This window comes from Catellatospora sp. NPDC049111 (genome assembly GCF_040648615.1).
In the GTDB taxonomy this organism is placed as follows: Bacteria; Actinomycetota; Actinomycetes; order Mycobacteriales; family Micromonosporaceae; genus Catellatospora; species Catellatospora aurea.
Genome location: NZ_JBEZEB010000004.1, coordinates 327,089 through 351,196, shown reverse-complemented (window position 1 = coordinate 351,196; position 24,108 = coordinate 327,089). Strand labels below are relative to the sequence as shown.

The following is a 24,108-nucleotide window of genomic DNA, read 5'->3' as shown; positions in this document are numbered from 1 at the left end:
AGCGGGCAAGCCCTGCTTGGACTCCTCGTGCGCTAGTACTTTATCTGTTACAGTACTCGACGTGCCCGATATACCTGCCAGCGATACCTTCCTGGCGAGCGACGCGTTCGCCGCCGACCTCCTGCGAGGGCATACCGACACGATCGTGTTGGCGGTCCTCAGCCAGGGCGAGAGCTACGGCTTCGAGATCTTCAAGACGATCCGCGACGCCACCGGCGGCGCGTACGAGATCAAAGAAGCGACCCTCTACGCGAGCTACCGCCGACTGCTCAAGGACGGCCTGGTCGAGGCGTACTGGGGCGACGAGACCCAGGGCGGGCGGCGCAAGTACTACCGCATCACCGACGCCGGACGCGCCGTGTACCACGACAACGTCAACGCCTGGGAGATCACCCGAGGCCTCATCGACACCCTGCTCGAACTGGGCAAGCCCGCCCGAACGGGCATGCCCCGACCCGGAAGGCGGCCCTGATGACCGACGACAGCCTGGCGATCCACCGCCTGCTCGACGAGGCGTACGCCGGACTCGAGATGACCCCCGAGGCGCGCGACCTCAAGGAGGAGATGCGCGCCAACCTGGTCGCCCGCATGGCCGAACTCCAAGGATCCGGCGTGAGCGGAGCCGAGTCCGCGCGACGCGCGATGGCCGAACTGGGCGACATCCGCGCGATCGTGACCGAGGCCGCCGCGACGCCGACCGCCGCGCCCTGGCTCGACCAGCGGGTGCGGCCACGACCGGCGTACGTCATCCGGACACTGCTGCTCTCGCTGCCGGCCGCAGCGGCACTGGCCGTGCTCGTCTGGTCCGTGCTCGACACGGCCGTGCACGGCTGGCAGCCGCTCGCCGCCGCGGTGCTGGCACTGACCGGCGGCATCATCGTGGCCGACGCGCTGCGGCAGGAGACCACCTCCAGCTATCCCCTGCCCGCGGCTCGCGCACTCGGCTACGGCGCGGCCGCGACCCTGGGCCTGGCCGGTGCCGGATGCGTGGCGGCCGCCCGTCCCGAATGGCCGGTCGGGCTGCTGGTCGCCGCCGGGGTGCTGCTGGTCGCCTCCGCCGTCGCGTTCACCTACCTGGGCGTGACCCAGACCAACCGGCACAAGCCGTGGATGGTCCGGTTGCAGCGCGAGCACCAGGAGATGGCCGACGTGTTCGCGGGCGACCCGGCCGCCGCCGCCCGGTTCGGCATCTACACCGCGGCCATCTGGCTCGCCGCGCTCGCGGGTTTCGCGGTGCTGACGTTCACGGTCGGCTGGGCCTGGTCGTGGCTGGCGCTGCTCGGCGGTCTGCTGGCGGTGCTGGTCATCATGGCCCGCACCATGTTCCGCCCGCGCGGCTCCGAGCCGCACCCCGCCGCCTAGCGATCTCCGGCCGGGTGCTCCGACACCCGGCCGGTCATCCGGTGGTCAGCCGCCAGACCGCGCACCCGATGCCGACGAGCAGGGCGGCGCCCGCGGTCAGCCGGAAGAAGGGGACCGTGGCGGCAGCGCCCTGCTGCGCCTTCAGATCGTTGACCGCGTCGTCCGTGAGCGCCCTGCCGCGTACGAAGAACAGTCTCCTGGTGAGGCCGCGCCCCAGCACAGCGAGGAACACCAGTATCGCGACGATGAGCACGGCGGCGACCGCCAGGAAACCCGCGACCATGACGAGCAGCCCGGCGACTATCCGGTAGGCACCCTCGGCGAGCGCCAGCAGGCCGAGGGCCGCTCCGCCGAGGACGCCGATCACCACCGGGATGGTCACCGCGGCGAAGCCGACGATGCGCAGATGACGCCAGATCGCGTTCACGCCACGAGGCTATCGGTGATCGGCAACCGGCCGTGACCGGTGACGTCGTCAGTTTCCCAGGGCGACCAGCATGCCCTCGCAGCTGCGTACGACGGCGGCGGCCCCGCGCCGCTGGTGCAGGCCCAGCCGCGGGTCCTCGGCATGCTGCTGTCAGGGGTGCATGGCGTCGGCGGTCAGCTCCCGCACTCGCAAAACTCAGGGCGATGGCGGCCGAGCCCGGGGTCAGGCGATCCGGTATGAGACGTCGGCCGTCATCGCGATGCCGATCCCGCCGACGACCCTCAGCTCCCCCGCGCCGGCCACCATCGCCGGGCGCTGCGTGCGCGCGTCCCTGACCTGGAAGGAGAAGCCCTGCCGGATCGTGTCGTCGCCGCGCGGCTGGGCGACATAGAACCGCTCGTCGCCGCCGAAGGACCATCCGCCGTCGGCGGTCCTGGCGAACAGGTAGACCGTGCCGAAGCTGTTGCGGGGCACCGCGATGGGCACGGTCTGCCCCTGCCCGTCCGGCAGCAGCCGCCACCCCACCGCGTGGGAGTCCCGGCCGCCGCACAGGGCGACGAACAGGGCGCGGCCGCTGTGGTTGTGCACCGTCAGCCGCCGGTTCGTGTCGGTCACCAGCCACGTCCCACCACCGCTGCCGGTCCCCAAGATTTCGAAAGGATCCATGCGCCGCCGTCTTCCCGAGGCTTCCAGGACACCGTCATGGTATCGACGAACATGACATCGGAAAGGGCTTGGCAATGACAACTGCGTGTCCTGACGATGTCCCGGCGGCGAGCACCATCGGGATCGGACCATCGACCGAACAGCAGCCGCGCGCGGCTAATTGCTTTGCGCGGCCGAGAGATCGTCACGAGACTCCTCTGCCATGAACGTATCCACCTGGAAGCTCTTCGATCGCGTCGCCGCCGACTACGACCAGGTGGCCCCGTTCTTCGCCGAGTTCGGCCGCGCCATCGTGGACGTGCTCGACCCGCCCGCCGGCTGCCGGCTGCTCGACCTCGGCTCCGGACGGGGCGCGCTGACCGCGCCGGCCCTGGCCCGGGGCTGTGCCGTGACGGCCGTCGACGCGGCGCCGGCGATGGTCGAGCGGCTGGCCGCCGACCATCCGGCCGCGGCCGCCCACGTCATGGACGCCCAGGCCCTGGATCTTCCCTCGGACGCCTTCGACCTCGTCGTCTCCTCGTTCGTCATCCATGTGCTCGACGATCCGAGGGCCGGCGTCGCCGAGGCGTATCGCGTGGCCGCGCCGGGCGGGCGGTTCGCGTTCACCGGCGGCAGCGCCCGCACCGCCGAGTTCGAGCGCGACGCCCGGCCTGCCGCCGCAGCCCCGCCGCTCGCCCGCCGGATGGACGCCCTTTTCGAGGAGTTCGCGGTCCACCTGCCCCCGAACGGGAGCATGGGCCGGGTCGTGGACGCCGCGGACCTGCTGCAAGAGGCGGGTTTCGTGGACCTGCGGGTGGACCACGCCACGATCGCCGTCGAGTTCGCCGACAACGCGATGCTGTGGCGCTGGGCGATGAGCCACGGCTACCGGGCGTTCATCGAGGACCTGCCGGACGAGCACCGCCAGGAGTTCCACCGCCGGTGGATGGAGCTGCCCGCGACGGACCGGGTCCTGCAGCGGACCGCGGGTGTCTGGTCCGGCCGCAAACCCGGCTGAGCGTACGCGCGAACAGGCCGCCGGCCGCTCGGGAAAATACCGGTGCGCGATCACCAACTCGCCGGCGGCGAACCGCGTGTTGGTGGCGGAGGTGACGGATGGACAGGTACGACGGTTTCCACGACTTCGTCGTCGCGCGGGGTGGTGCGCTGTCGCGCACGGCATACCTGCTCACGGGTGAGCATCACGCGGCCGAGGATCTGGTGCAGACCGCGCTGGCCAAGGCTGCGGCCCGGTGGCGGCAGATCGTGGACCAGGGCCAGCCCGAGGCGTACGTACGCCGGATCATGGTCAACGAGAGGATCACGTGGTGGCGGCGGCGCCCGGCCAAGCCCGTCGGGTACGTGCCCGACCTGCCCGGCCCCGACGAACCGCACCAGATCGTCGACCGGATCGCGCTCGGGCAGGCGCTGGACACGCTGAGCCCGCGTCAGCGCACCGTCGTGGTGCTGCGTTTCTACGAGGACCTGTCCGAAGCGGAGACCGCGGCCGCCATGGGCTGCTCGATCGGCACCGTCAAGAGCCAGACCCACGTGGCGCTGGGCCACCTGCGCCGCGCGCTGCCGCTGTTCGCCGAACAGGCCGGCCAGTACGCCGACGCGAACGCCGCGGTCGCCACGGCAGCCAGGCGGCGGGCCCGGCGTACGGCCGTGGTCGCGGCATTGGCGCTGGTGCCGCTCGCCCTCGGCCTGATCGTCTACGCGGCGCTCGGCCCGGCGAAGGTCCCGCCGCCGCTGACCCCCACACCGACCTCGTCACCGCGCCCGTCACTGGTCGCGCCGCCCGGCTCGCCCGCGCTGCCGGAGCGCGTGCCGGCGGCCGGGGAGGTGCTGCCGGACCTGCCGAAAGACCGTGGTGTCGGGCCCGCGTCGCTGCTGCGCGCGGACCTCGACGGCGGCGTGATGACGGTGCAGATAGCCGCCGCGTCAGGCTGGTACCGGCTGCGGATAGCCGCCCCGGAACCGCATGTGCCCACACTCTGGCTGTCACCCGACGGGCGCTGGCTGAGCTGGACCGAGCAGAACGGGCAGGTCATGCTGCGCGACCTGACCGGCACCTCGCAGCGGCGCCTGGCCGGCAGCCCCTCCTTCTGGTCCCGCTCGGGCAACTGGCTCGTCATCGACGTGCCCTACCCGGCTGACGCCTTCGGCACGCGGCTCGTCCCGCTGGCCGGCGGCAAGGAGTACCCGTTGGCCCGCAGTGGCCGATGGGACGACGTCAAGGGCGTGCTCGACACAGGCGAGGTGCTGAGCGGCACCGCCGACAAACCAGGCAGGACCAGCTTCTCGCTGTCGGTGACCGATCCGCGTACCGGCCGTTCCCGCCATGTCGACGTGGACGTCTCCGCCCTGCTGAAACCGGATGACCACGTGCTCGCCCACGCGGACCTGCCCGTTGTCGTCCCCGTCACCGACAGCACCGCGGCGGTCCTGGTCTTCACCGCCGAGGACCGCGAGCACCGTGCCACGTACGTCGAGTTCTCGCTGGTGGACGGCACAGCGATGCATCGGATCGACCTGGCCGGGCACCGCGGGTCGGCCGGGATCTCAGCGTTCCCGTGCCTGCAGGGCCGCGACCTGATCTGGAGCGACGGGAAGGTGCTGCGGCGGGCCGTCTTCGGGACGACGACCGGCGGCGCGGCGCTCGACCTGCCCGCCGACGGTTTCGCCTATCGCCTCCCCGGCTGCCGGCGCGAGGCCGCGTACCGGGAGGGCTGAGACCGCTCTTGCCGGCCGGTGGCACCTGCGAAGTGGTGCCACCGGCCGTTGCCGAGTCCCCGCGGGCGAGCCCGCGAAAACGGGACTCGCATGACATAGTGACGCCTCCCCGGGCGCGTGTTGACAGGTGACACGAGGGAGGAACCTGATGGATGAGCTCGCCGAGCGCGAGTTCCGGGAGTATGTGGCGGTGCGGCAAGGGGCCCTGTACCGCGTCGCCTACCTGCTCACCGGGCATCACCAGGACGCCGAGGATCTGCTGCAGGTCGCGCTGACGAAACTGGCGCTGCACTGGCCCAGGGTGCACCGGTCGGGGTCACCCGACGCGTACGTCCGCAAGATCCTCTATCGCCAGCACATCAGCGTCTGGCGGGTCAGCCGCAACCGCCGCGAGTATGCGACGGAGCTGGTGCCCGAGCGGGGCGCTGTCGAGGACCCGGCCGGTGAGACGGTCCTCAAGCTGGCGCTGGCACGGGTGCTGGGCGAGCTGACCCGCAGGCAGCGGGCAGTGGTGGTGCTGCGCTACTACGAGGACCTGCCCGAGGCCGAGGTGGCCGCGCTGATGGGCACGTCGATCGGGACCGTTCGCAGTCAGGTTCATCGCACCCTGACACGCCTTCGTGTGCTGTGTCCGGAGCTGAGATACATCGAGGAGCCAGTGTGAACACACCACCTGAACCTGAATTGAAGGCGGCGATGCAGCGGCTGTCGGAGGTAGCCGGCCCGGCGGACCTCGCCGATGCCGCGCTGCGGGGCGCGAAGGGCCTGCGGCGCAGGCGCGCACTGGTGACGGCGGTGGCCGCCGTGACCGCGACCGCGGCGCTGGCCGCCCCGTTCGCGATGCGGGGCACGACGCCGGCGAGTTCGCCCGGACTCACCCTGCCGGTGGGCGCCGCCGCGTCGCCGGGGAGCCTGGGTGAATGCCGGAACGCGCCGATGGTCAACCCCAGCACCAAGGAGGTCGCGCAGGAGCATTGGCCGGAGTATGTGCGGACGGTGCTGCGGCTGCTGCCCGACCGGGACGACTACGTCGTGCAGAACACCTACGACGTCTGCAACTGGGGCGAGCCGGGAGCCTCCAACGCCTACACGGTGATCAACCTGGGGCACCTTCGCGAACACGGCCACCTGACCGTGAACCTGTACGTCTACGAGACGGCCGCGTGGGTGCCGCAGTCCTGCGCCGACCTGACCGCGTTCGCGGGCACGGTACAGGACCTGGACGTGCTGTTCTGCGAGGAGGGAGTCGGTGCCGCGCCGCTGCTCTACGGGACGGCCTATTCCGACACCACGGTCACCGTCGGAGCCGTCTACCCGGATCATCGGGCGGTGGTCATGGAGCGCAACGGCGACGGCGAGGAGCCGGTTCCGGTGATCGACGTCGACGATCTGAAGGCCGTGGTCGCCGACCAGGAACTGCTGAGCCTCGTCCCGACCGCGGTCGGCCCGCTGCCGACTCCGTCGGCGAACCTGCCTGAGCTCAAGGCGACGACCGCGCCGAAGAGCTGAACCGGTGGGCGATCACCTGCGGGACTTCCCGCAGGTGATCGCCCTCGTCCGGCGGGAGCCGGGAGTTCGCCGTCCGGTCAGCTCCGGTGCAGCACGATCAGTTCCGCGTCGTGTTCGGCGGTCCACTGGACCGGCAGGCCGACGGCGCTCAGGTGGCTGCCGGAGTACTCCGGTCCGTCTTGCTGCCGGTAGACGTCCTGGCGGCCGAGGCCGCCAAGGGGCAGGCGCACCGGCCGCGAGGGCAGCAGCCCGGGTCCGTCGAGGCGCCCGGTGTTCCAGGCGAGCACGACCACTGTCGCGCCGTCGGGTGCGGTGTACTGCACGGCGCAGCGGGCCTGGTCGGGGCCGCCGATGAGGTGCACCTCGCCGTGTTGGATCACCTGGCGGATCTGCTTGTACCGGGCGATCCACGAAGCTGCTTCGGCGCGCTGCTGCTCGTTCCAGTGCCGGATGTCGGCGCCGATGCCGAGCACGCCCGCCATCGCCAGCACGAACCGGAACGCCAGCGAGCGCGGCCGCGGGTCGAACAGGCCGGGCGCGTCGGTGACCCAGGAGCTGAGCAGGTGCGGCGCGTTGGCGTGCAGGAAGCCGTGCTGGATGGCGAGCCGGTCCAGTGGGCCGGTGTTGTCGCTGGGCCAGACCACGTCGGCGCGGGCGGCCATGGCCAGGTCGGTGCGGCCGCCGCCGCCCGCGCACGCCTCGATGATGACGTCGGGGTGGTCGCGGCGCAGCTGCTCGTAGATGCGGTGCAGGTTGGCCACGTGTGCGCCGTCGAGGTCGACGGGTGCGGCGGTTCCGGCCCGGCCGGGTTCGGTGCGGGGGCGGTTGAAGTCCCACTTGAGGTAGCCGATGTCGTGGCGGCGCAGCAGTCCGTCGACGGTGCCGTGCACGAACTCGGCGACCTCGGGCCGGCCGAGGTCGAGCAGCAGCTGGTTGCGCACCAGCGTCTGCGGGCGGCCGTCGACGGCGTACACCCAGTCGGGGTGCTCGGCGTACAGCCGTGAGGCGGGGCTGACGCATTCGGGTTCGACCCACAGGCCGAAGGTGAGTCCCATGGCGCGGATCTGCGCGATGAACGTGTCGAACCCGTCGGGGAACTTGGCCTCGTCGACGGTCCAGTCGCCGAGCCCGCCGCGGTCGTCGTGGCGGCCGATGAACCAGCCGTCGTCGACGACGAACGCCTCCGCGCCGATGTCGGCGGCGGTGCGGGCCAGGGCGAGCTGGTTGCCGGCGTCGACGGCGAAGCCGGTGGCTTCCCACGAGTTGTAGAGCACCGGCCGGACCCGGTCGAGCCGATCGCCTGCGAGTCTGCGCTGGTAGGTGTGCCAGACACGGGCGAGGCCGTCGAGGCCTTCACCGCTGTACGCGCCGGCGGCGACGGGCAGCGTGATCGTGCCGCCCGGGAGCAGTTCGAGCGGGCCGTCGGCGAGGTGGCGGCCCGCGATGACGCGGGTCAGGCCGCCGGTGTCGCGCTGGGCGCTGATCTCCCAGGAGCCGGTCCAGGCCAGCGCGACGCCCCAGGCCGGGCCGGTCTCGTCGGCGCGGTCGCGCACGGCGAGCCAGGGCACGAACAGGTGCCCTGGCACGCCCTGGGCGCTGCCGACGGCGAACCGGCCCTGGCCGAGGTCGACGTGGTCGAGCTGGAACTCCTGCGCCCACTGGCCCCACTGGTAGCTGATCCGGGCGCCGTGCGGGGTGGGCAGGTTGAATCCCGCGGAGGCGGCCTGGACCAGGCGCAGCGTGGTGTCGCCGGGGTTGTGCAGTTCGGTCCACCGTTCGACGACGTCGGTGCCCTCGGCGATGCGGTAGCGGTGCTCGGCGCGCAGCCCGGTGACCGGGTCGGTGAACAGCACGCGCAGCTGCCGCTCGTCTCCGGTCGCCTCCTGGAATTCCCAGGACACGCGCCGGTCGCCGTTCGGCAGTTCGACGACGAGTTCCGCCGCGGCGAAGGGCCGTACGCCGTCGGTGGCGTATTCGACCGGGGCGTAGTCGCCTGCGGTGAGGAACGGTGTCGGCCCGGTGTAGGCGACCGGCGACGGGCCTGCGCTGACACCGTGTGGGCCCCAGGCGACCAGCTCCAGCCAGCGGCCGTGGTCGGGCACGGCGACGGTGTACTCGGTGTGCTCGCCGCGCAGGGTCCACTGTCGGTTGCTCATTTGACTGCTCCGATCGCCAGGCCCGAGATGAAGTGGCGCTGGAAGGCGAGGAACACCGCGACCGTCGGCACGGCGGCGATGACCGTCCCGGCGGCGATGACGCTCCAGGACGACACGAACTGCCCCTGCAGGCCGAGCAGTGCCGGGGTGACCGGCATCGTGGCTTCGGTGCGGATGACGGTGATCGCCCACAGCAGGTCGTTGAAGATCCAGGTGAACGACAGCGCGCCGAGGGCGGCCAGGGCCGGTCGGGTCAGCGGCAGGATGACCCGGGTGAAGATCTGCCCGACGCCGGCCCCGTCGATGGTGGCGGCCTCCTGGATCTCGTTGGGCAGGTCGCGCATGAAGCCGTGCAGCACGAAGGTGTAGAACCCGAGTCCGAAGCCGACCTGCACGGCGATGAGCGCCCAGAGTGTGTCGTACAGGCCGGTCAGCTCGCTGAACTTGCTGACGGGGATGAGCACGATCTGCGGTGGGAGCAGGTTGCCGGCGAGCATCAGCAGCAGGATGGTGCGCCGGCCGGGGATGCGGTAGCGGCTCAGGGCGAAGGCCCCCATCGCGCCCAGGCCGAGGCTGAGCAGGACCGCGGGCACGGTGACCAGCAGGCTGTTGATGAGGGCCTGCAGCTGGCCGCCGTCGGTCCACGCCTGGACATAGGTGTCGAGGGTGAACGAGTGCGGCAGGCTGCCGACGCCGTTGCTGGCGATGTCGTCGAAGGTGCGGGTGGACAGGACGACGACCCAGATGATCGGGCCGAGCCACAGCAGCGACACGGCGATCATGGCGGCGTGGTAGCCGCCGGTGCGCAGCTTGCTGATCATGACTCCTCCCGGAAGGCGCGGACCAGGTAGCCGATGATGACCACGAGGGCGAGCAGGAAGATCACCACGGCGATCGCCGAGCCGTAGCCCAGGCGCAGGCTCTGGAACGCGGCCGAGTACATGTAGGTGCTCAGCAGTTCCGAGGAGTGGTACGGGCCGCCGCGGGTCAGCGACCAGACGATGTCGAACGAGCGCAGCGAGTCGATGACGATGACCGACAGGATGACCGCGTTGACGCCCTTGAGCTGCGGGACGGTGACGTGCCACAGCCGCTGCCAGCTGTTGGCGCCGTCGACTTTCGCCGCTTCGTGCACGGCCGGGTCGACGGCCTTGAGCCCGGCCAGGTAGAGCACCATGATGTAGCCGATCTGCCGCCACAGCGACGGGATGATCACGGCGTAGAACGCGGTTTCCGGGTCGGCCAGCCACGGCCGGATGAGGTGTTCGAGACCGACCGCGGTCAGCACCTGGTCGACGAGCCCGTCGGGCTGGTAGAAGACCCGCCAGACCAGCGCCGTGACGACCAGTGAGAACACGACCGGCAGGAACAGCGCGGCCCGGTAGAAACCGACGCCGCGGCGCTCGCGCTGCAGCGCCAGCGCCATGCCGAAGCCGCCGATGACGGACAGGCCGCCGAACAGCAGCAGCCACAGGACAGTGTTGCCCAGGGCGCCCCGGAAGACCGGGTCGCCGGCCAGCTCGACGTAGTTGTCGAAGCCGACGGGCACCGGGGCGGCCAACCCGTCCCACCGCGTGAACGAGAAGAAGACCCCTTGGATCGCGGGCCAGAACACCCAGATGCTCTCGACCACGAACGGCACCAGAACGAAGGTGAGCAGGAGCGGCGACGGCCGGAACGACCGCCGCCGCCGTGCAGTGCTGTTGGTGGAGCTGACCGCGGTCACGTCAGCCCTTGAAGACCTTCTCGGCGTTCTTCTGCCACTCGGCGAGGATCGCGTCGATCTGGTCGGGCTTGTCGATGAACCTGGTCAGCGCCGTGTCCGCGGTGGGCTGCAGCGCGTCGCTGGAGTCGCGGTTGAAGAACTGGGTGAGCTCGGCGGCGCCGGCCAGCATCGCCTTGCCCTTGGCGACCAGCGGCGTTTCGGCCGCCTTGGCCTTGGGGTGGGCGGGCAGGATGATGCCGGCGCTGTTGGCGACGTAGGCCTCCTGCGCCTCCACGGAGGCCACGTAGGTCAGCAGCGCCTTGGTGGCGGCCGGGTTGGCCGTCTTGGCGCTGGCGAACAGTCCGTCGGTGGGCGCCTCCTCCGCGACCGGGACCGCCGGGTCGATGATCGGGAACTGGAAGAAGTCGAGGTCCTCGACGACGTCCTTGGCGGTGGCGTCGGCCAGGAAGGTGCCGATGAGGAACATGCCGGTCTTGCCCGCGAGCAGGGCGGTGGTCGCCTCCTGGAACGGGTACGCCTTGCCCTTGGGGTCGAAGTACGGCAGGACCTCGCTCCACTTGGCGAAGACGGCCTTGACCTTGGGGTCGTCGAAGCGCTGCTTGCCGGCGAGCAGTTCGCGGTGGAACGGCGCGCCGTTGACGCGGATGTTGAGGTAGTCGAACCAGGCGGAGGCGACCCACGGGGTGTCGCCCAGGCCGATGCCGATCGGCGGGATGCCCTTGCTCTTGAGGGTCTGGCACAGGGTCAGGAACTCGGCCCAGGTCTTCGGCGGCTGCACGCCCCACTTGGCGAAGTTGGACTTGCGGTAGAAGAAGCCCCACCAGTAGTTGTTCATGGGGACGAAGATCTGCTTGCCGGTCTCGTCGGTGGACACGTTGCGCATCGCCGGGGTGTAGTCGCCCAGGCCCTGCCACACGTCGGAGACGTCGAGCAGCAGGTTCTTGCGGGAGTACGCGTTGGCGACCGAGCCGGAGTACCAGGTGTACAGGTCCGGCGGGTTGGCGGAGCTGAGGTAGGTCGGCAGCTGGGTGCGGTAGATCTCGGTGGCGACGGTGTTCAGCGTCGCGGTGCCCTTGCCGAGCTTGTTGAAGTCGGCGATGAGCTTCTCGAGGCCGGACTTGGCCGCGCCGGTGAGGTTCGACTGGAGGGTGATGCCGCCGCCGGCGGGGGTGTTGCCGGAACCGGCGGAGCTGGCGCAGGCGCTGAGCAGGGGGCCCGCGCCGAGGGCGCCGAGGCCGGCGAGGCCGAGGCCGAGCAGCCGGCGACGACTGGGATCGAAGTCGCTCACTGAGGACATCCTTCCTGAGGGATGCTGGGGGTGACTGTGCGTATGTCGATCACGTAAATCCGTATGACGAACAGGTTGCATCGCGCCCCGGCAACTGTCAAGATATCTTCGTAATTAATGATTAGATCTCGGGTGGGGATCACTACTCCGGCAGATGGGGAGCCAGTCTATGCGCGGCCTTGACGGCAAGAACGCCCTGATCACAGGGGCGGCCGGCGGCATCGGCGCGGCCACCGCCCGCCGGCTGGCCGCCGAGGGCGTCGCCGTGGGCCTGCTCGACATCGCCGACACCAGCCCGCTCGCCGACGAGATCAACCGGGTCGGAGGGCGAGCACTGTCAGTGACCGTCGATGTCTCCGAGGAGGCCGCCTGGGCCACCGCCGCCGCGACCGTGCGCGCAGCCTTCGGGCCGATCGGCATCCTGGTCAGCAACGCCTACGCCGTCGAGGTCACCCCCGCGCACCTGACCAGCCGCCAGTCCTGGGACCACCAGCTCGCCGTCAGCCTCACCGGCACCTTCCTCGGCGTGCGCGCATGTCTGGACGACCTGCGCGCCGAGCACGGCGCGGTCGTGGTCGTCTCCTCGGTCCACGCCCTGGTCGGGCTGCCCGGCCGCCCCGCGTACGCCGCCGCCAAGGGCGGCCTGGTGGCCCTGGCCCGCCAGCTCGCCGTCGAGTACGGTCCCGAGATCCGCGTCAACACCGTGCTGCCCGGCCCGATCCTCACCGCCGCGTGGGACGACGTGTCCGAAGCGGACCGGCGGGCCAGCGTGGCCGAGACTGTGGCCAAGCGGTTCGGCACCCCCGACGAGGTCGCCGCCACGATAGCGTTCCTCGCCTCCGCCGACGCCGCCTACATCACCGGGACCAGCCTGGTGGTCGACGGCGGCTGGACCGCGACCAAGGCCTCGGCCTGACCTGACCGGCACCGACGAGCGAGAAGGCGCGAAGCATTGGCACAGTACACAGGACGCGGCGTCCACGGGCAGACCGTCGAGATCATCGCCGGGCGGATCCTCGCCGGCGAGATCGCCGAAGGCTCGACGATCAACCTCGCCGCGCTGCAGGAGGAACTCGACATCAGCCTCACCGTGATGCGTGAGGCGCTCAAGGTGCTCACCGCCAAGGGCCTGGTCGACGCCCGCCCCAAACGCGGCACGTTCGTGCGCCCCCGCGCCGCGTGGAACCTGCTCGACGCCGACGTCATCCGCTGGCAGTTCGCCGGCGGCGCCGACGCCTCGCTGCTCGACCAGCTGCACGAGGTACGCGCCATCATGGAACCCGCCGCCGCGAGACTCGCCGCCGCACGCGCCACCGACGACGACCTCGCCGCGCTCGACGCCGCGCTGGCCCAGATGGCCGACGCCCAGGACGACCCGGCCGCCGCCGTCGCCGCCGACCTGAACTTCCACCGTGCCCTGCTGCACGCCGCCCACAACGAGTGGCTCGAACGGATGAAGGTCGTCATGGAGACCGGCCTGGCCGAACGTGACAAGCTCGTGCACGGCGCGCAGCACCACGACGACCCTGTCCCCAGTCACCAGGCCGTCGTGGCCGCGATCCGCGCCCGCGACGCTGCGGCCGCCGAACGCGCCATGGGTGACCTGCTGGACAAGGCAGCACAGGACGTCGACCACGTCCGCAAGCAGAAGGACACCCGGTGAAGATCGACCGTATCGAGACCTTCCTCGTCGCGCCACGCTGGCTGTTCTGCCGCGTACAGACCGACGACGGGCTGGTCGGCTGGGGCGAGCCCGTCGTGGAAGGCCGGGCCGAAGTCGTCCGGGCCGCCGTCGACACGCTCGCCGAACTCCTCATCGGCGAGGACCCGCTGCGCATCGAGCACCACTGGCAGGTGCTGACCAAGGGCGGCTTCTACCGCGGCGGCCCCGTCCTGTCCAGCGCCGTCGCCGGACTCGACCAGGCCCTGTGGGACATCGCCGGGCAGGCGTACGGCGCGCCCGTGCACGCCCTGCTCGGCGGACCGGTCCGCGACCGGGTACGCATCTACGCCTGGATCGGCGGCGACGACCCGTCCGAGATCGGCGAGCAGGCCGCCGCACAGGTCGCCGCGGGGATGACCGCGGTCAAGATGAACGCCTCCGGCCGGCTGTCCCCCATCCCGACCTCCGCCGAGGTCGACGCCGTCGTCAGCCGCGTCGCCGCCGCCCGCGAGGCCCTCGGCGAGCACCGCGACATCGCCGTGGACTTCCACGGCCGGGCCGGGTCGGCCGCCGTACGCCGCATCCTGCCCGAGATCGCGCCGCTGCGGCCGTTCTTCGCCGAGGAGCCGGTCCTGCCCGACCAGGCCCACCGCCTGCACGACATCGTGACCTGCTCCCCCGTGCCGATCGCCACCGGCGAGCGCCTCTACGGCCGGGCCGAGTTCCTCGCCCCGCTGCAGGCCGGTGTCGCGGTGGTGCAGCCCGACCTGTCCCACGCGGGCGGCATCTCCGAGGTGCGGCGCATCGCCGCGCTGGCCGAGACCCACGGCGCGGTGCTCGCCCCGCACTGCCCGCTGGGCCCGATCTCGCTGGCCGCGAGCCTGCAGGTCGCGCTGGCCACGCCGAACTTCCTGATCCAGGAACAGAGCATCGGCATCCACTACAACGAGGGCAGCGAGCTGCTCGACTACCTGGTCGACCCGGCGCCGTTCGCGTTCGTCGACGGCCACATCAACCGCCTGGACGCCCCGGGCCTGGGCATCACCGTCGACGAGGCGGCCGTACGCAAGGCCGACGCGACCGGTCACGCCTGGCGCAACCCGGTCTGGCGGCACGACGACGGCTCCTTCGCCGAATGGTGAACGACGCACCGGTCGCGCTGCGCGCCGCGCTGGACCCCGCCCACGGCGGCCGGTGGACCAGCCTGTCCGGCGGCGGCCGCGAATGGCTCTGGCACCGCCCCGGCACCGGCCGCGACGACGTCCGCCCCGGTGACGCCTTCGTCGACGCCGGCGGCCTGGAGGAATGCCTGCCGACCGTACGCGGCCTGCCCGACCACGGCGATCTCTGGCCTCATGCCTGGCGGCGAAGCCTGGACGGCGCGACGATCACCCGGCCCGAGTTCACCCTGACCAGGACCGTGCACCACCGCGACGGCGCGGTCGTCGCCGACTACACCCTGGCCGCCGACCCCGGCTACCGGTTCGTGTGGGCCGCACACGCGCTGCTCGACCTGAGCCCCGCCGCCCACCTCGACGCACCCGACGGCACTGTCACCCGGCTGTACCCCGAAGCAGCATCCCTGCTCGCCGAACCCTGGACCGGCGACCAACCCTGGCTCGAAGGATCCTGGCCCGCTCCGGCCGGGCTGGCCCTGGACCGGCTCGGCCCCGACGACGGCACCGCGCTCGGCGCGGTCCTCACCGGCTGCCCGACCGTGCACGTCACCGACGGAGCCGACCGGCTCACCATGCACCTGGACTGCGACGGCCAGCCCCGCTCCACCGCCCTGTGGCGCAACCTGCGCGGCTGGCCCCAACCCGGCCCCTACCGCAGCATCGGCGTCGAGCCGATGCTCGGCGCCGTCTTCGACCTCGCCGAGGCAGGCCCCGGCGACGCCGCCGAAGTGCCCGCGTCCGGCCAGGTCACCTGGCGGCTCACCATCACCGCTCACCGCCGCGGAGGAACCCCCGCATGAACCTGCTCGACACCCTGCGCGCCCACCGGCTGCTCGCGATCGTGCGCGGCCCCGACCCGCAGGCCGCCCTGGACAGCGTGCTCACCCTCGCCGACAGCGGCGTCAACCTGATCGAGGTGTCGCTGACCGCTGCCGGGGCGCTGGACACCATCGCCCGCGCCCGCGCCGCGCTCGGCCCCGGGTTCGCCCTCGGCGCGGGGACGGTGCTCACCGAGACCGACGCCCGCCAGGCCGCCGACGCCGGAGCGACCTTCCTGGTCACCCCCGCGATCGCGCCGAGCCTGGCCGAAGCAGCCCGCCTCGGCCTGCCAGTGCTGGCCGGTGCGCTGACCCCCAGCGAGGTCGTGCAGGCCACCCTCGCCGGAGCGGCCGCCGTCAAGCTGTTCCCCGCCTCCATCGGCGGCCCCGGCTACCTGCGGGCGCTGCGCGACCCGTTCCCGCAGACCGCGTTCGTGCCCGTCGGCGGCGTCGACGCCACCCTGGCCCCGCAGTACCTGCAGGCGGGCGCGATCGCGGTCGGCGTCGGGTCGCCGCTGCTCGGCGACGCCGTCCGGGGCGGCGACCTCGCCGCACTGCGCGAGCGCACCCAGGCGTTCCTGGCCGGAGTGGCCGCATGACCGACGTGCTCACCCTCGGCGAGACCATGGCCGCGTTCCGGATGGCCGGACCCCTGCGGCTCGGCGGCCCGGCGCACCTGTCCATCGCCGGTTCCGAGTCCACCGTCGCGATCGGGTTGGCCCGGCTCGGCCACCGGGCGAGCTGGCTCGGCGTCACCGGCGCGGACGAGCCCGGTGAGCTGGTACGCCGTAGCCTGCGCGCAGAAGGCGTCGACATCGCCTTGGCGCGCGTCGACGCCCAGGCCCCCACCGGGCTGATCCTGTTCGAGCCCCGGGTCGGCGACCTCACCCGGGTCGTCTACCACCGCACCGGGTCGGCCGGCTCCCGGCTGACCGCCGACGACGTGCATCCCGCGTTCACCGACGGCCGCACGCCGCGGATCGTGCACGTCACCGGCATCACCTGCGCGCTCGGCGACGGCCCGTACGAGGCCGTGCGGTACGCCGTCGGACACGCGCGGGCCGCGGGCAGCCTGGTCAGCCTCGACGTCAACCACCGCACCCGGCTGTGGTCGGCGCGGCAGGCCGCGGAAGCGCTACGGCCCCTGCTGCCCTCACTCGACCTGATCATCGCCTCCGACGACGAACTCGCCGTGCTCACCGACGACCCCGACCCGGTCGCCGCGGTGCTGGCCGCGGGCGTACGCGAGGTCGTGGTCAAGCACGGCGCGGGCGGCGCGACCAGCCACGGCGAGCACGGCACACTGCACCGCCCCGCCCGGCGGGTGCCGGTCGTCGACACCGTCGGCGCGGGCGACGCGTTCGTGGCCGGCTACCTGTCGGGCCTGCTCGACGGTGCCGACGCGACGGCCCGGCTCGACCGCGCCGTCACCGTCGGGGCGTTCGCGGTCGCCACCCGCGGCGACTGGCAAGGGCTGCCATCCCGCGACGACCTCGCCCTGCTCGACCACGACCCCGGCAGCGCCGTCCGCTGACACCCAGCCCCGGAGAGGAACACCATGACGACGCAGGAGCACACGATCCTGAGCGAGCCGGTGGCGTGGAGCGACGACCGGCTCGAACTCGGCGAAGGAGCCCGCTGGGTCGACGGCCGCCTCGTGCTCGTCGACCTGCTCGCCGGGCGGCTGCTGGAGACCGCCGGCGACGCGCCCGGCCCGCTGCGCGAGCTTTAACGGCTGGACCGGCCGCTGGGCGCGGCGGCGCCGGTCGCCGGGCACCTTGGCTGCTGGCTGGCCGCCGCCCGCACGGGCCTGGCGCTGCTCGACGGGGCAAGTCCGTCGGTGATCGACCTGAAGTCCACCAACCCCGTCCCGGCCAGGATGAACGACGCGGTTGCCGACCAGCACGGCTGGCGGTTCTGGGCCGGGAGCTTAACGACTCCCTACGGAAGATTCCGGGGATTCCTGGCTCGGACCGCATCCGGTCGACCGTCCCGGAAGGAGGTGATCGAATGTCTGACGTCGTCGGCACCAGCACGGTCGCGTTCGGCCGTGGCGAGGATCGTCCTCGCGGCGTTTCGGTCGCGGCAGGCGGTGTAACCGCAGGCCACGCACTCGAAGATGCGCAGACCCAACCCGAGGCGTTCCTTGGTTCTCGTACCGCACTCGCTGCAGGTCATCGTCGTGTAGGCGGGCGGCACCAGCACCACCTTCCGGCCCGCCCGCGTACCCCGGTAGACAAGTTCGCGTTTGCACGCGCCGATCGCGGCGTCTGCCGCTTTGCGGGCCATTCGGCTCTTTGCGAGAAACTTGGGCTTGAAGTCTTCCACCGCGATCAGGCTGTGGTGGTCGACGACCCGCTTGGCCCACTGCCGTGCGTCGTGGGTGTTCTGCCGTGCCGCCCGCTTGGCGACCCGGGCGGCCTGCCGCTTCGCGGCCTGGTAGCCCTTGGACGGGGTCTGGCCCTTGGCCCGGCGGCGACGCGCCATGGTGCGCTGCGCCTTGGCAAGTTGCGCTGCGCACCGCTTGCGGTGGCCGAGGTGCGGCAGGTCGAAACGGGAGTCAGTGGTAGTGGCGGTGGTTTTCACGCCCCAGTCGACGCCGACAGCCGGCTCGACGGGAGCGGCTGGCACGGTGGCCTGCCGGCGAACCACGAACGACGCGTACCAGTGGCCAAGGTTGTCCTGGTAGACCCGCACGCTGGTCGGCTCGGACGGCAGTTCGCGGGACCAGACGACAGGGATGCGAACCTTGGCGGGCAGGCAGAGCCTGCCGTCCTTGATCCGAAAGCCCCGCACCGTGTATTCAAGGCTGGGAAGCGCCGCCTTGAGCTTCTTGACCCTCGGACGACCGCGGCCCTTGACCTTGAACGAAGCGTCTAGGGCGCTGGCGTAGGTGCGCAACGTTTGCTGCTGGGCTACCTGGGAGCCGGCCCGCAGCCACGCGTGCCGGCCGCGGGCCTCGGTGAGCAGCTTGGACAGCTTGCACAGGGTCGGTCTACGTCCGCTCTTCTGCTGGTGGACGGCCTCGTTCCAAAGGAACCGGCAGCGCCCCCACTCCGACAGCAACGCCGCCTCAGCCCGGCGGCCAGGCCGCAGGCGGTAGGTGAAACGCACTGTCTCGAACATGCGTACGACCATACCGGGCAGAACACGTCACTGTCCATAATGGACTTTGAGTAGATCGAGCAACAACGTCGTGACCGCTGCACGTTGCACGTGGTCTGGTGCCCGAAGTACCGCTGCTCGGTGACCGTCGACTCTGCGGGCAACCCGTGAGTGGCGCAGTGGGCGGCCATGCCGTACGCCACTACCGGCCGGACGGCACCCTGGACCGGGAGATCCGGCTGGACGCGGCCAGGCCGACGAACGTGTGTCTGGCGGTCCGGCATGCGGCGGCTGTTCGTCACGACCGCGTCCTATGGGCTCGCCGATCCCTCCCCGCTCGACGGCGCACTGCTGGCGGTGGACGTCGACATCCACGGTCTGCCCGCCGCCGCAGACCTGCCTCGCAACTGAGATGCTCGAAGCTCCGGGTACTGCACCGCGATCACCAGCTCTGTACGCTTCGGCGATGTTTCGGTTTCAGGTCATGGCGGACGGGCCGGATCCGCTGACCGTGCACTTCGAGCCTCTTCCCTGGGAGGTGGTGGTCGAGCCGGGCGACCACATCCTCATCGAGTGGCCGGAGTCGTTCGGCTCGCCCGGCTCGATCTGCCATGAGCCGGGACGGTTGACGATCCTGGAACCGAACTTCCCGCTCGTGGACGGCAGGAACTGGGCCAGGGTCTGGGATTCCAGCGGCAAGGAGATCACCTACTGATCGCCCTGCCGTCACCGTCCGGCGCAGGCGGCCTCCAGGGCGGTCAGGTAGGAGCGGGCCCAGGCCTGGATGTCGTTGGCACGCACCTGTGCCCGCATGGCGGCCATCTGCGGGTTCGGCTCGGACGGGTCGGCTTCCAGCGCCTCGACCATGGTGTCCTTGAGGCCTTCCACGTCGTGCGGGTTGACCAGGTAGGCCTGGGTCAGCTCCGCGGCGGCCCCGGCGAACTCGCTGAGCAGCAGCGCCCCGCATCCGTCGACGCGGGCGGCGACGTACTCCTTGGCGACAAGGTTCATGCCGTCGCGTAGCGGGGTGACCGCCATGACGTCGGCGGCGCGGTACAGCGCGGCCAGTTCGGTGCGGTCGAAGACCTGGCTGAGGTAGTGCACCGGGGCGACGCCGAGCCGGCCGAAGTCGCCGTTGATCCGGCCGACCTCGCGTTCGACCCGGTCGCGCAGCTGCCGGTACTGCTCGACGCGTTCCCGGCCCGGGATGGCGACCTGCACCAGCACCGTCTCGGGGACCTTGAGCCGGCCGTCGGCGAGCAGTTCCCGGTAGGCCTTGAGCCGGTGCTCGATGCCCTTGGTGTAGTCGAGCCGGTCCACGCTGAGAATCACCCGCTGCGGGTCGCCCAGGTCGGCGCGCAGTTTCGCGGCCTTGTGCACGACCTCGTCGCGGCTGGCAAGTGCCTCCATCTCGGCGGTGTCGATCGACACCGGGAACGCGCCGGTGCAGGTCACGTGGCCGTCGAGTTCGATGCCGCGTTCGTCGACGTTCGCGCCGAGCACCTTCGCGACCAGCTGCTGGAAGTTGTGGACGGCCTGGATGCGCTGGAATCCGATCAGGTCGGCACCGAGCATGCCGCGCAGCAGTTCGGCGCGGCGCGGCAGCTGCATGAACAGCTCCGGGGGCGGGAACGGCACGTGCAGGAAGAAGCCGATGCGCAGGTCGGGGCGTTGCGCGCGCAGCATCGCGGGCAGCAGCTGCAGGTGGTAGTCCTGCACCCAGACCACGGCGCCTTGGGCGGCTTCGCGGGCGGTGCGGTCGGCGTAGCGCTGGTTGACCCGCTGGTAGGCCTCCCACCAGCGGCGGTGGTGCACGGCGGGTTCGACGGCGTCGTGGTAGAGCGGCCACAGCGTGGAGTTGGCGAAGCCCTCGTAGTGGTCGCGGATGTCGTCCTCGGACAGCTCGACCGGGATCAGGTGCACGCCGTCGACGTCGGGCAGCGGTGGGGTCGGGCCGGGCTTGTCGGCCCAGCCGATCCAGGTGGCCGGCTTGTTGATGAGCACGGGATGCAGGGCTTCGCCCAAGCCACCGGGGCTGCGCCGCCACTCGAAGACTCCCTCGGAGGCGGCGGCGTCGTTGATGGGCAGACGGCTGGCGACCACGACTAGCGAGGCGTCCCGCATCGGGTGCCCCCTTTCCGGTCTTTTACTGACATGAGGACGGTTCGTGTGGCTCTGCGGTTATTGATCGGGCCACGCGAACTTGTACCAACCCAAAGTTACGCCGCGATTACAGAACGCACGTCCTTCGTTCGTGCCAGTCTTCCTCACAGTAACCGCCGAGTCCCGCGCGATCCATGTTCGTCTCATCACGCCGTACACAATGGACGGTTTGATTACGCAGCTCGCACGTGCGAGAAGCAGGTGTGAACGTGAATCACGCCTCGATTCCGACTCAGGTCCGACCTCACTGTCCGCACATCCGCGCGCCGTCGGCCGCGCTCACCAGGCGATGAAGATTAGCTTCTCGACCTTGCTCATATATGTAGCTCATTTTCACAAGTTCGAGACTCTGCCCGCTGGCCGACACGGTGGGGTGACTTCGATCCTGCGGCACATGAGCGTCTCTGATTCCCTGGATTGCCTGAGAGTTCAGACGTTGCGGATGCGGCGTGGCCGTGTCGTGCCTGGTCCGAAGTCTCCGCGGAGGGGGATTACGGGGGTGGCGCGGACGTGGTGGAAGCCGGTCCGGTGGTGCTGTGGTTTCAGGGAATCGTGCGCAGGACCTGACGCCGCCACCTTGGGGTGGTGGTTCTTGGGTTCCTGCCCCGCCGGACGCTGACCACCGGCGGGTGGGGCGGGGGCCGTGCGCCGGTCGGGCACACGGTGGGAAAGCTTCGACGCGGAAGGCCGCTTCGAGGTCGGGCCAGTCTTGCCGACCCGGGCGGTGGCCGTGCGCGATGTTACCGGGCCAAGGGCGCGGCGTCGTACAGTGGCGACGTTGCCCTCGACCACGGTCGTGGTGGTATGCCTGCCGGTCTTGCGGTCGGTGCGCACGCAGTGCTGGGCCAGCAGCCCTCGGGCGACGATGCGCATGGCGGCAGCATGATCACGATCGGCCGACAGGCCACAGCCCGGGCAGATCGCCCACTTCCAGCCCCGCTGGCGTGTCCGGTCGGGAGCTTTAACGTGAGCGAGTTCGGTACGTCCGGTGCCGCACCGGGGGCAGTATCTGCTGGTGCCGCGGGAGGGGACGGTCACAACCGCGAGTCCGACCTTGGCGGCCAGATGCGTGACTGCGTCGATGACGACGCTGCGGACCTGACCGGACAGGCGGGAGTTGCCTTTGCGCCTGCCACGTACCTCCAGACTGCCCAGATCTTCCACGTAGATCACGGTCGCTTGCAGGGCGGTGGCCTGGTCGACCGCCCATCGGGCCGCCGACCAGGCAAGGGTCTTGTTCAGATGGCGGATGCGGGCACAAACCCGCTCGTGCTCGCCGCCGACGCGGGCTACGAGGGCCTGCAGTTTCGCGGCGCGGGGGTCGGTGGCGGCCAGCCCTGATAGCAACGTCGTGTAGCGACCGTGTCTGGCGGCGAGGTGTTCGCGGTGACCGCGCAGCCGGTGGAGTTTGGCCGAGACCGGCGTGGCGTCATAGCGCAGCGCCCGCCCGTCGGTGACCACTTTGCCCTGCGCGGTCAACCGACCGACCGCGCCGGTCAGCAACGTGTTGCAACCCCAGTCCAGGCCGAGGGCCACCGCGTGCCCAGTTGGCTTGGCGGCGGTGATGGTGATGCGGTGGGGCAGGTCGATCCGCACCCGGTGCCCGACCACCCGCAACGTTGGGGCGCAGATCGTCGCATCGGCAGCCACATTCGGCGGCAGCGTCAGCGGCAGGACATGCCACGCCCAGTCCGCCGACGAGGAAGGTCGTTCTACCAGCGGCAGCTGTACCCGCAGCACAGCCCGGTCGTCGCCCTGACGGGTGAGGGTGGTCAACTGCCGGTCGGCGGCGGCGAGCAGCGCCTGCGCCGACACCGCAGGCGTGCCCTCCAGGTCGAGCAGGTCCCCCGGCAACCGACCGCTGGTGTCCAGATACGCGCGGACCTGCCGGGTCCGGTTACGGACCTGCGCCGCCGACACCCCCATCGCCAGTCGCTTGCGCAGCGCCTGCCAGTCGCCCTCACCACGGATACCACCATCAGGCCAGGTGCCGATGACTGCCCAAAGGATCCCGCGGCGGTGTACCGCCAACCGCAACGCCCGTGCCGCTTCCTCCTCCGCACACCGACGCACCCGGTCGCTCGCATACACACCTTGCGGCGCGACCGCCGACCAGCCGAGCCGGCGCATGGCCATCCATCCCTTGGCCGGCAGCGCACGCCCATCCGGGCCGACCCCGGCCGCGACGATGTTCAGAGCCTCGCAGCTCCAGTGCTTGGCCACGATCTCCGCAGCCATACCTGCGATCAGCCCCGTTAGCCATCCCACCCGCACCGCGAGCACGCGTTCATTCACCCGCTGCCCGTCGGCCTGCAGAGTCGCCCACAGCGCCACACAGGTCGCGGTCGCCGTGAGTTCACCCACCGACACGACCCTTGCCTGCGGCACCCGGCGACAACATCGGCACCACACCCGCCTCAGCACTAACCAAAATGGATACACACCAGCCTAGCTAGCCCCTCTGACAAGAACCCGGGTACGTCATCACACCTGGTCTACTGAGCCAGCGACGCGAAGCCGGGACCGGGAGAAGTTGATGACCGGGCCGGGGCATTCACCGCGGCTTGCGCCACCAGTACGCCTCCCCTATGAGCACGACCTCGACTCCTCCCGGAGTATCCCGGACCGTCAAGCACACCTGCTCGTACGCGGCCCCCACGCGGGACAGGATCCCCGTGACCGGACGGCACTCCCGCGTCCAGCCGTAACCGGCCAGCACCGCGCGCACCTGCGACACGGTCAGTTCGCCCTCCAGGAGCACCGTCATGGCGCACAGCGCCCCGTTCTGGCCGCAGCCCTCGTCCCACTCCCGGGCGATCGACAGGCCCGACCCCCACGGCACGGCATCCCTGGCCGACGGCATCCGCGCGCCGGGAAATTTCGCCCCCACGAAACCCCAGCAGCCCACGAGCAGCACCGCCGCGCCCAGGGCGGTCAGACTTTCGAACCGCCGGCCGCGCACCGAGCCCCCCACCAGCATCACCACCACAGGCACCAGCGAGGCCAGCGCCGTGTACGGCAGCAGCCAGTCCTGCTCCGGTGCCAGCGGCCCGCTGTTCAACCACACGTGTGCCGCCAGCAGGCACCCCACCAGCGCGATCGACTGGACCGCGAACGCGGTCAGCGCCACTCGCAGCGTGGCAGCGACCACCACGACGACCAGCATCGGCACGAGCACGATCAGCGCGCACACCACCGCGATCCAGGGCTCCCCGAGGTGCCACCGGCCGATCAGCGCCACCGCTGTGATCACGGCCGGCACCGCATACGCCATCCGCCCCCGCCACCCGGCGGGCCGCCACCACGTCTTCAGCACGTGCGTATCTTGCAGG

The 24,108-nt window shown here is 71.0% G+C and carries 25 protein-coding genes; 15 read left to right on the top strand and 10 right to left on the bottom strand.

Translation table 11 applies throughout. The features are described from left to right. The first annotated feature begins 61 nt into the window (after window positions 1-61). Both AB0B66_RS08690 and AB0B66_RS08685 read left to right on the top strand, forming a co-directional pair. Entirely contained in the window at window positions 62-472 is a 411-nt protein-coding gene (locus AB0B66_RS08690; protein WP_360525076.1) for a PadR family transcriptional regulator, read from the top strand. Continuing rightward, entirely contained in the window at window positions 472-1,362 is an 891-nt protein-coding gene (locus tag AB0B66_RS08685; protein WP_360525073.1) for a permease prefix domain 1-containing protein, read from the top strand. The genes AB0B66_RS08690 and AB0B66_RS08685 overlap by 1 nt, the downstream gene beginning before the upstream one ends. A 34-nt stretch (window positions 1,363-1,396) precedes the next feature. Here the strand turns inward: AB0B66_RS08685 and AB0B66_RS08680 are convergent, their stop codons facing one another. Beyond that, window positions 1,397-1,789: a hypothetical protein gene (locus AB0B66_RS08680; RefSeq protein ID WP_360525070.1), complete on the bottom strand. Its 393-nt coding sequence runs from the start codon at window positions 1,787-1,789 to the stop codon at window positions 1,397-1,399. Window positions 1,790-2,011: 222 nt separating this feature from the next. After that, on the bottom strand, window positions 2,012-2,404 hold the full coding sequence (locus AB0B66_RS08675) for a hypothetical protein (RefSeq protein ID WP_360525067.1): 393 nt from the start codon (window positions 2,402-2,404) through the stop codon (window positions 2,012-2,014). 253 nt (window positions 2,405-2,657) lie between these two features. Between AB0B66_RS08675 and AB0B66_RS08670 the strand changes: the two genes are divergently transcribed. The 4 genes from AB0B66_RS08670 to AB0B66_RS08655 all read left to right on the top strand — a co-directional run bounded on the left by AB0B66_RS08670 (window position 2,658) and on the right by AB0B66_RS08655 (window position 6,679). Then, a complete protein-coding gene (locus tag AB0B66_RS08670) occupies window positions 2,658-3,452 on the top strand; it encodes a methyltransferase domain-containing protein (protein WP_360525064.1) in 795 nt (264 codons plus the stop codon). 98 nt (window positions 3,453-3,550) lie between these two features. After that, complete coding sequence (locus tag AB0B66_RS08665) at window positions 3,551-5,170, top strand: SigE family RNA polymerase sigma factor (protein ID WP_360525061.1); 1,620 nt, start codon at window positions 3,551-3,553, stop codon at window positions 5,168-5,170. Between the two features lie 148 nt (window positions 5,171-5,318). Then, a complete protein-coding gene (locus AB0B66_RS08660; RefSeq protein ID WP_360525058.1) occupies window positions 5,319-5,834 on the top strand; it encodes a SigE family RNA polymerase sigma factor in 516 nt (171 codons plus the stop codon). Next, window positions 5,831-6,679 carry a hypothetical protein gene (locus tag AB0B66_RS08655; protein ID WP_360525055.1) on the top strand — a complete coding sequence of 283 codons (849 nt, stop codon included), beginning with the start codon at window positions 5,831-5,833 and terminating at the stop codon, window positions 6,677-6,679. Before AB0B66_RS08660 ends, AB0B66_RS08655 begins: the two co-directional genes overlap by 4 nt. A gap of 77 nt (window positions 6,680-6,756) precedes the next feature. Here the strand turns inward: AB0B66_RS08655 and AB0B66_RS08650 are convergent, their stop codons facing one another. From AB0B66_RS08650 to AB0B66_RS08635, 4 genes are read right to left on the bottom strand one after another with little or no spacing between them, the layout of a single operon-like run. After that, a complete protein-coding gene (locus AB0B66_RS08650) occupies window positions 6,757-8,835 on the bottom strand; it encodes an alpha-galactosidase (protein WP_360525052.1) in 2,079 nt (692 codons plus the stop codon). Next, window positions 8,832-9,656 (bottom strand): carbohydrate ABC transporter permease, encoded by an 825-nt coding sequence (locus tag AB0B66_RS08645; RefSeq protein WP_360525049.1) that lies wholly within the window; start codon window positions 9,654-9,656, stop codon window positions 8,832-8,834. Before AB0B66_RS08645 ends, AB0B66_RS08650 begins: the two co-directional genes overlap by 4 nt. Continuing rightward, the gene (locus AB0B66_RS08640; protein WP_360525046.1) at window positions 9,653-10,561 is read right to left on the bottom strand and encodes a sugar ABC transporter permease; all 909 of its coding nucleotides are present in this window, start codon (window positions 10,559-10,561) and stop codon (window positions 9,653-9,655) included. The genes AB0B66_RS08645 and AB0B66_RS08640 overlap by 4 nt, the downstream gene beginning before the upstream one ends. A gap of 1 nt (window position 10,562) precedes the next feature. Further along, complete coding sequence (locus AB0B66_RS08635; RefSeq protein WP_360525043.1) at window positions 10,563-11,858, bottom strand: extracellular solute-binding protein; 1,296 nt, start codon at window positions 11,856-11,858, stop codon at window positions 10,563-10,565. Between the two features lie 160 nt (window positions 11,859-12,018). Between AB0B66_RS08635 and AB0B66_RS08630 the strand changes: the two genes are divergently transcribed. Genes AB0B66_RS08630 through AB0B66_RS08600 form a run of 7 tightly spaced genes read left to right on the top strand, consistent with a single transcriptional unit; the run spans window position 12,019 to window position 17,240 of the window. Continuing rightward, the gene (locus tag AB0B66_RS08630; RefSeq protein ID WP_360525040.1) at window positions 12,019-12,765 is read left to right on the top strand and encodes an SDR family oxidoreductase; all 747 of its coding nucleotides are present in this window, start codon (window positions 12,019-12,021) and stop codon (window positions 12,763-12,765) included. A 36-nt stretch (window positions 12,766-12,801) separates the two neighbouring features. After that, the gene (locus AB0B66_RS08625) at window positions 12,802-13,512 is read left to right on the top strand and encodes an FCD domain-containing protein (protein ID WP_360525037.1); all 711 of its coding nucleotides are present in this window, start codon (window positions 12,802-12,804) and stop codon (window positions 13,510-13,512) included. After that, entirely contained in the window at window positions 13,509-14,654 is a 1,146-nt protein-coding gene (gene dgoD, locus AB0B66_RS08620; RefSeq protein ID WP_360525034.1) for a galactonate dehydratase, read from the top strand. The genes AB0B66_RS08625 and dgoD overlap by 4 nt, the downstream gene beginning before the upstream one ends. Next, window positions 14,648-15,490 carry a hypothetical protein gene (locus AB0B66_RS08615; protein ID WP_360525031.1) on the top strand — a complete coding sequence of 281 codons (843 nt, stop codon included), beginning with the start codon at window positions 14,648-14,650 and terminating at the stop codon, window positions 15,488-15,490. Before dgoD ends, AB0B66_RS08615 begins: the two co-directional genes overlap by 7 nt. Beyond that, window positions 15,487-16,107, top strand: a complete 621-nt coding sequence (locus AB0B66_RS08610) for a bifunctional 4-hydroxy-2-oxoglutarate aldolase/2-dehydro-3-deoxy-phosphogluconate aldolase (protein WP_360525028.1) — start codon at window positions 15,487-15,489, stop codon at window positions 16,105-16,107. The genes AB0B66_RS08615 and AB0B66_RS08610 overlap by 4 nt, the downstream gene beginning before the upstream one ends. Further along, window positions 16,104-17,042 (top strand): sugar kinase, encoded by a 939-nt coding sequence (locus AB0B66_RS08605; protein ID WP_360525026.1) that lies wholly within the window; start codon window positions 16,104-16,106, stop codon window positions 17,040-17,042. The genes AB0B66_RS08610 and AB0B66_RS08605 overlap by 4 nt, the downstream gene beginning before the upstream one ends. 24 nt (window positions 17,043-17,066) lie before the next feature. After that, entirely contained in the window at window positions 17,067-17,240 is a 174-nt protein-coding gene (locus AB0B66_RS08600) for a hypothetical protein (RefSeq protein WP_360525023.1), read from the top strand. A 209-nt stretch (window positions 17,241-17,449) separates the two neighbouring features. Here the strand turns inward: AB0B66_RS08600 and AB0B66_RS08595 are convergent, their stop codons facing one another. Then, a complete protein-coding gene (locus AB0B66_RS08595; protein ID WP_360525020.1) occupies window positions 17,450-18,634 on the bottom strand; it encodes a transposase in 1,185 nt (394 codons plus the stop codon). Window positions 18,635-18,895: 261 nt separating this feature from the next. Here AB0B66_RS08595 and AB0B66_RS08590 point away from each other — a divergent pair, with 261 nt between their 5' ends. Further along, entirely contained in the window at window positions 18,896-19,024 is a 129-nt protein-coding gene (locus AB0B66_RS08590; RefSeq protein WP_360525017.1) for a hypothetical protein, read from the top strand. A gap of 55 nt (window positions 19,025-19,079) precedes the next feature. Continuing rightward, on the top strand, window positions 19,080-19,328 hold the full coding sequence (locus tag AB0B66_RS08585) for a hypothetical protein (protein WP_360525014.1): 249 nt from the start codon (window positions 19,080-19,082) through the stop codon (window positions 19,326-19,328). Window positions 19,329-19,339: 11 nt separating this feature from the next. Here AB0B66_RS08585 and AB0B66_RS08580 read toward each other — a convergent pair whose 3' ends face one another. From AB0B66_RS08580 to AB0B66_RS08570, 3 genes are all read right to left on the bottom strand, one after another. Further along, on the bottom strand, window positions 19,340-20,737 hold the full coding sequence (locus AB0B66_RS08580) for a trehalose-6-phosphate synthase (RefSeq protein ID WP_360525011.1): 1,398 nt from the start codon (window positions 20,735-20,737) through the stop codon (window positions 19,340-19,342). A gap of 468 nt (window positions 20,738-21,205) precedes the next feature. After that, on the bottom strand, window positions 21,206-23,140 hold the full coding sequence (locus AB0B66_RS08575; RefSeq protein WP_360525008.1) for a transposase: 1,935 nt from the start codon (window positions 23,138-23,140) through the stop codon (window positions 21,206-21,208). Between the two features lie 190 nt (window positions 23,141-23,330). Beyond that, the gene (locus tag AB0B66_RS08570; RefSeq protein ID WP_360525005.1) at window positions 23,331-24,092 is read right to left on the bottom strand and encodes a hypothetical protein; all 762 of its coding nucleotides are present in this window, start codon (window positions 24,090-24,092) and stop codon (window positions 23,331-23,333) included. Between the last annotated feature and the right edge of the window lie 16 nt (window positions 24,093-24,108).

Bases quoted from the DNA above. Each gene is read 5' to 3' on its own strand.
- AB0B66_RS08630 (WP_360525040.1), top strand. From the start codon at position 12,019: ATGCGCGGCCTTGACGGCAAGAACGCCCTGATCACAGGGGCGGCCGGC.
- AB0B66_RS08595 (WP_360525020.1), bottom strand. From the start codon at position 18,634: ATGTTCGAGACAGTGCGTTTCACCTACCGCCTGCGGCCTGGCCGCCGG.
- AB0B66_RS08600 (WP_360525023.1), top strand. From the start codon at position 17,067: ATGACGACGCAGGAGCACACGATCCTGAGCGAGCCGGTGGCGTGGAGC.
- AB0B66_RS08660 (WP_360525058.1), top strand. From the start codon at position 5,319: ATGGATGAGCTCGCCGAGCGCGAGTTCCGGGAGTATGTGGCGGTGCGG.
- AB0B66_RS08665 (WP_360525061.1), top strand. From the start codon at position 3,551: ATGGACAGGTACGACGGTTTCCACGACTTCGTCGTCGCGCGGGGTGGT.
- AB0B66_RS08685 (WP_360525073.1), top strand. From the start codon at position 472: ATGACCGACGACAGCCTGGCGATCCACCGCCTGCTCGACGAGGCGTAC.
- AB0B66_RS08590 (WP_360525017.1), top strand. From the start codon at position 18,896: ATGCGGCGGCTGTTCGTCACGACCGCGTCCTATGGGCTCGCCGATCCC.
- AB0B66_RS08605 (WP_360525026.1), top strand. From the start codon at position 16,104: ATGACCGACGTGCTCACCCTCGGCGAGACCATGGCCGCGTTCCGGATG.
- AB0B66_RS08615 (WP_360525031.1), top strand. From the start codon at position 14,648: ATGGTGAACGACGCACCGGTCGCGCTGCGCGCCGCGCTGGACCCCGCC.
- AB0B66_RS08670 (WP_360525064.1), top strand. From the start codon at position 2,658: ATGAACGTATCCACCTGGAAGCTCTTCGATCGCGTCGCCGCCGACTAC.
- AB0B66_RS08645 (WP_360525049.1), bottom strand. From the start codon at position 9,656: ATGATCAGCAAGCTGCGCACCGGCGGCTACCACGCCGCCATGATCGCC.
- AB0B66_RS08580 (WP_360525011.1), bottom strand. From the start codon at position 20,737: ATGCGGGACGCCTCGCTAGTCGTGGTCGCCAGCCGTCTGCCCATCAAC.
- AB0B66_RS08635 (WP_360525043.1), bottom strand. From the start codon at position 11,858: ATGTCCTCAGTGAGCGACTTCGATCCCAGTCGTCGCCGGCTGCTCGGC.
- AB0B66_RS08585 (WP_360525014.1), top strand. From the start codon at position 19,080: ATGTTTCGGTTTCAGGTCATGGCGGACGGGCCGGATCCGCTGACCGTG.
- AB0B66_RS08610 (WP_360525028.1), top strand. From the start codon at position 15,487: ATGAACCTGCTCGACACCCTGCGCGCCCACCGGCTGCTCGCGATCGTG.
- AB0B66_RS08650 (WP_360525052.1), bottom strand. From the start codon at position 8,835: ATGAGCAACCGACAGTGGACCCTGCGCGGCGAGCACACCGAGTACACC.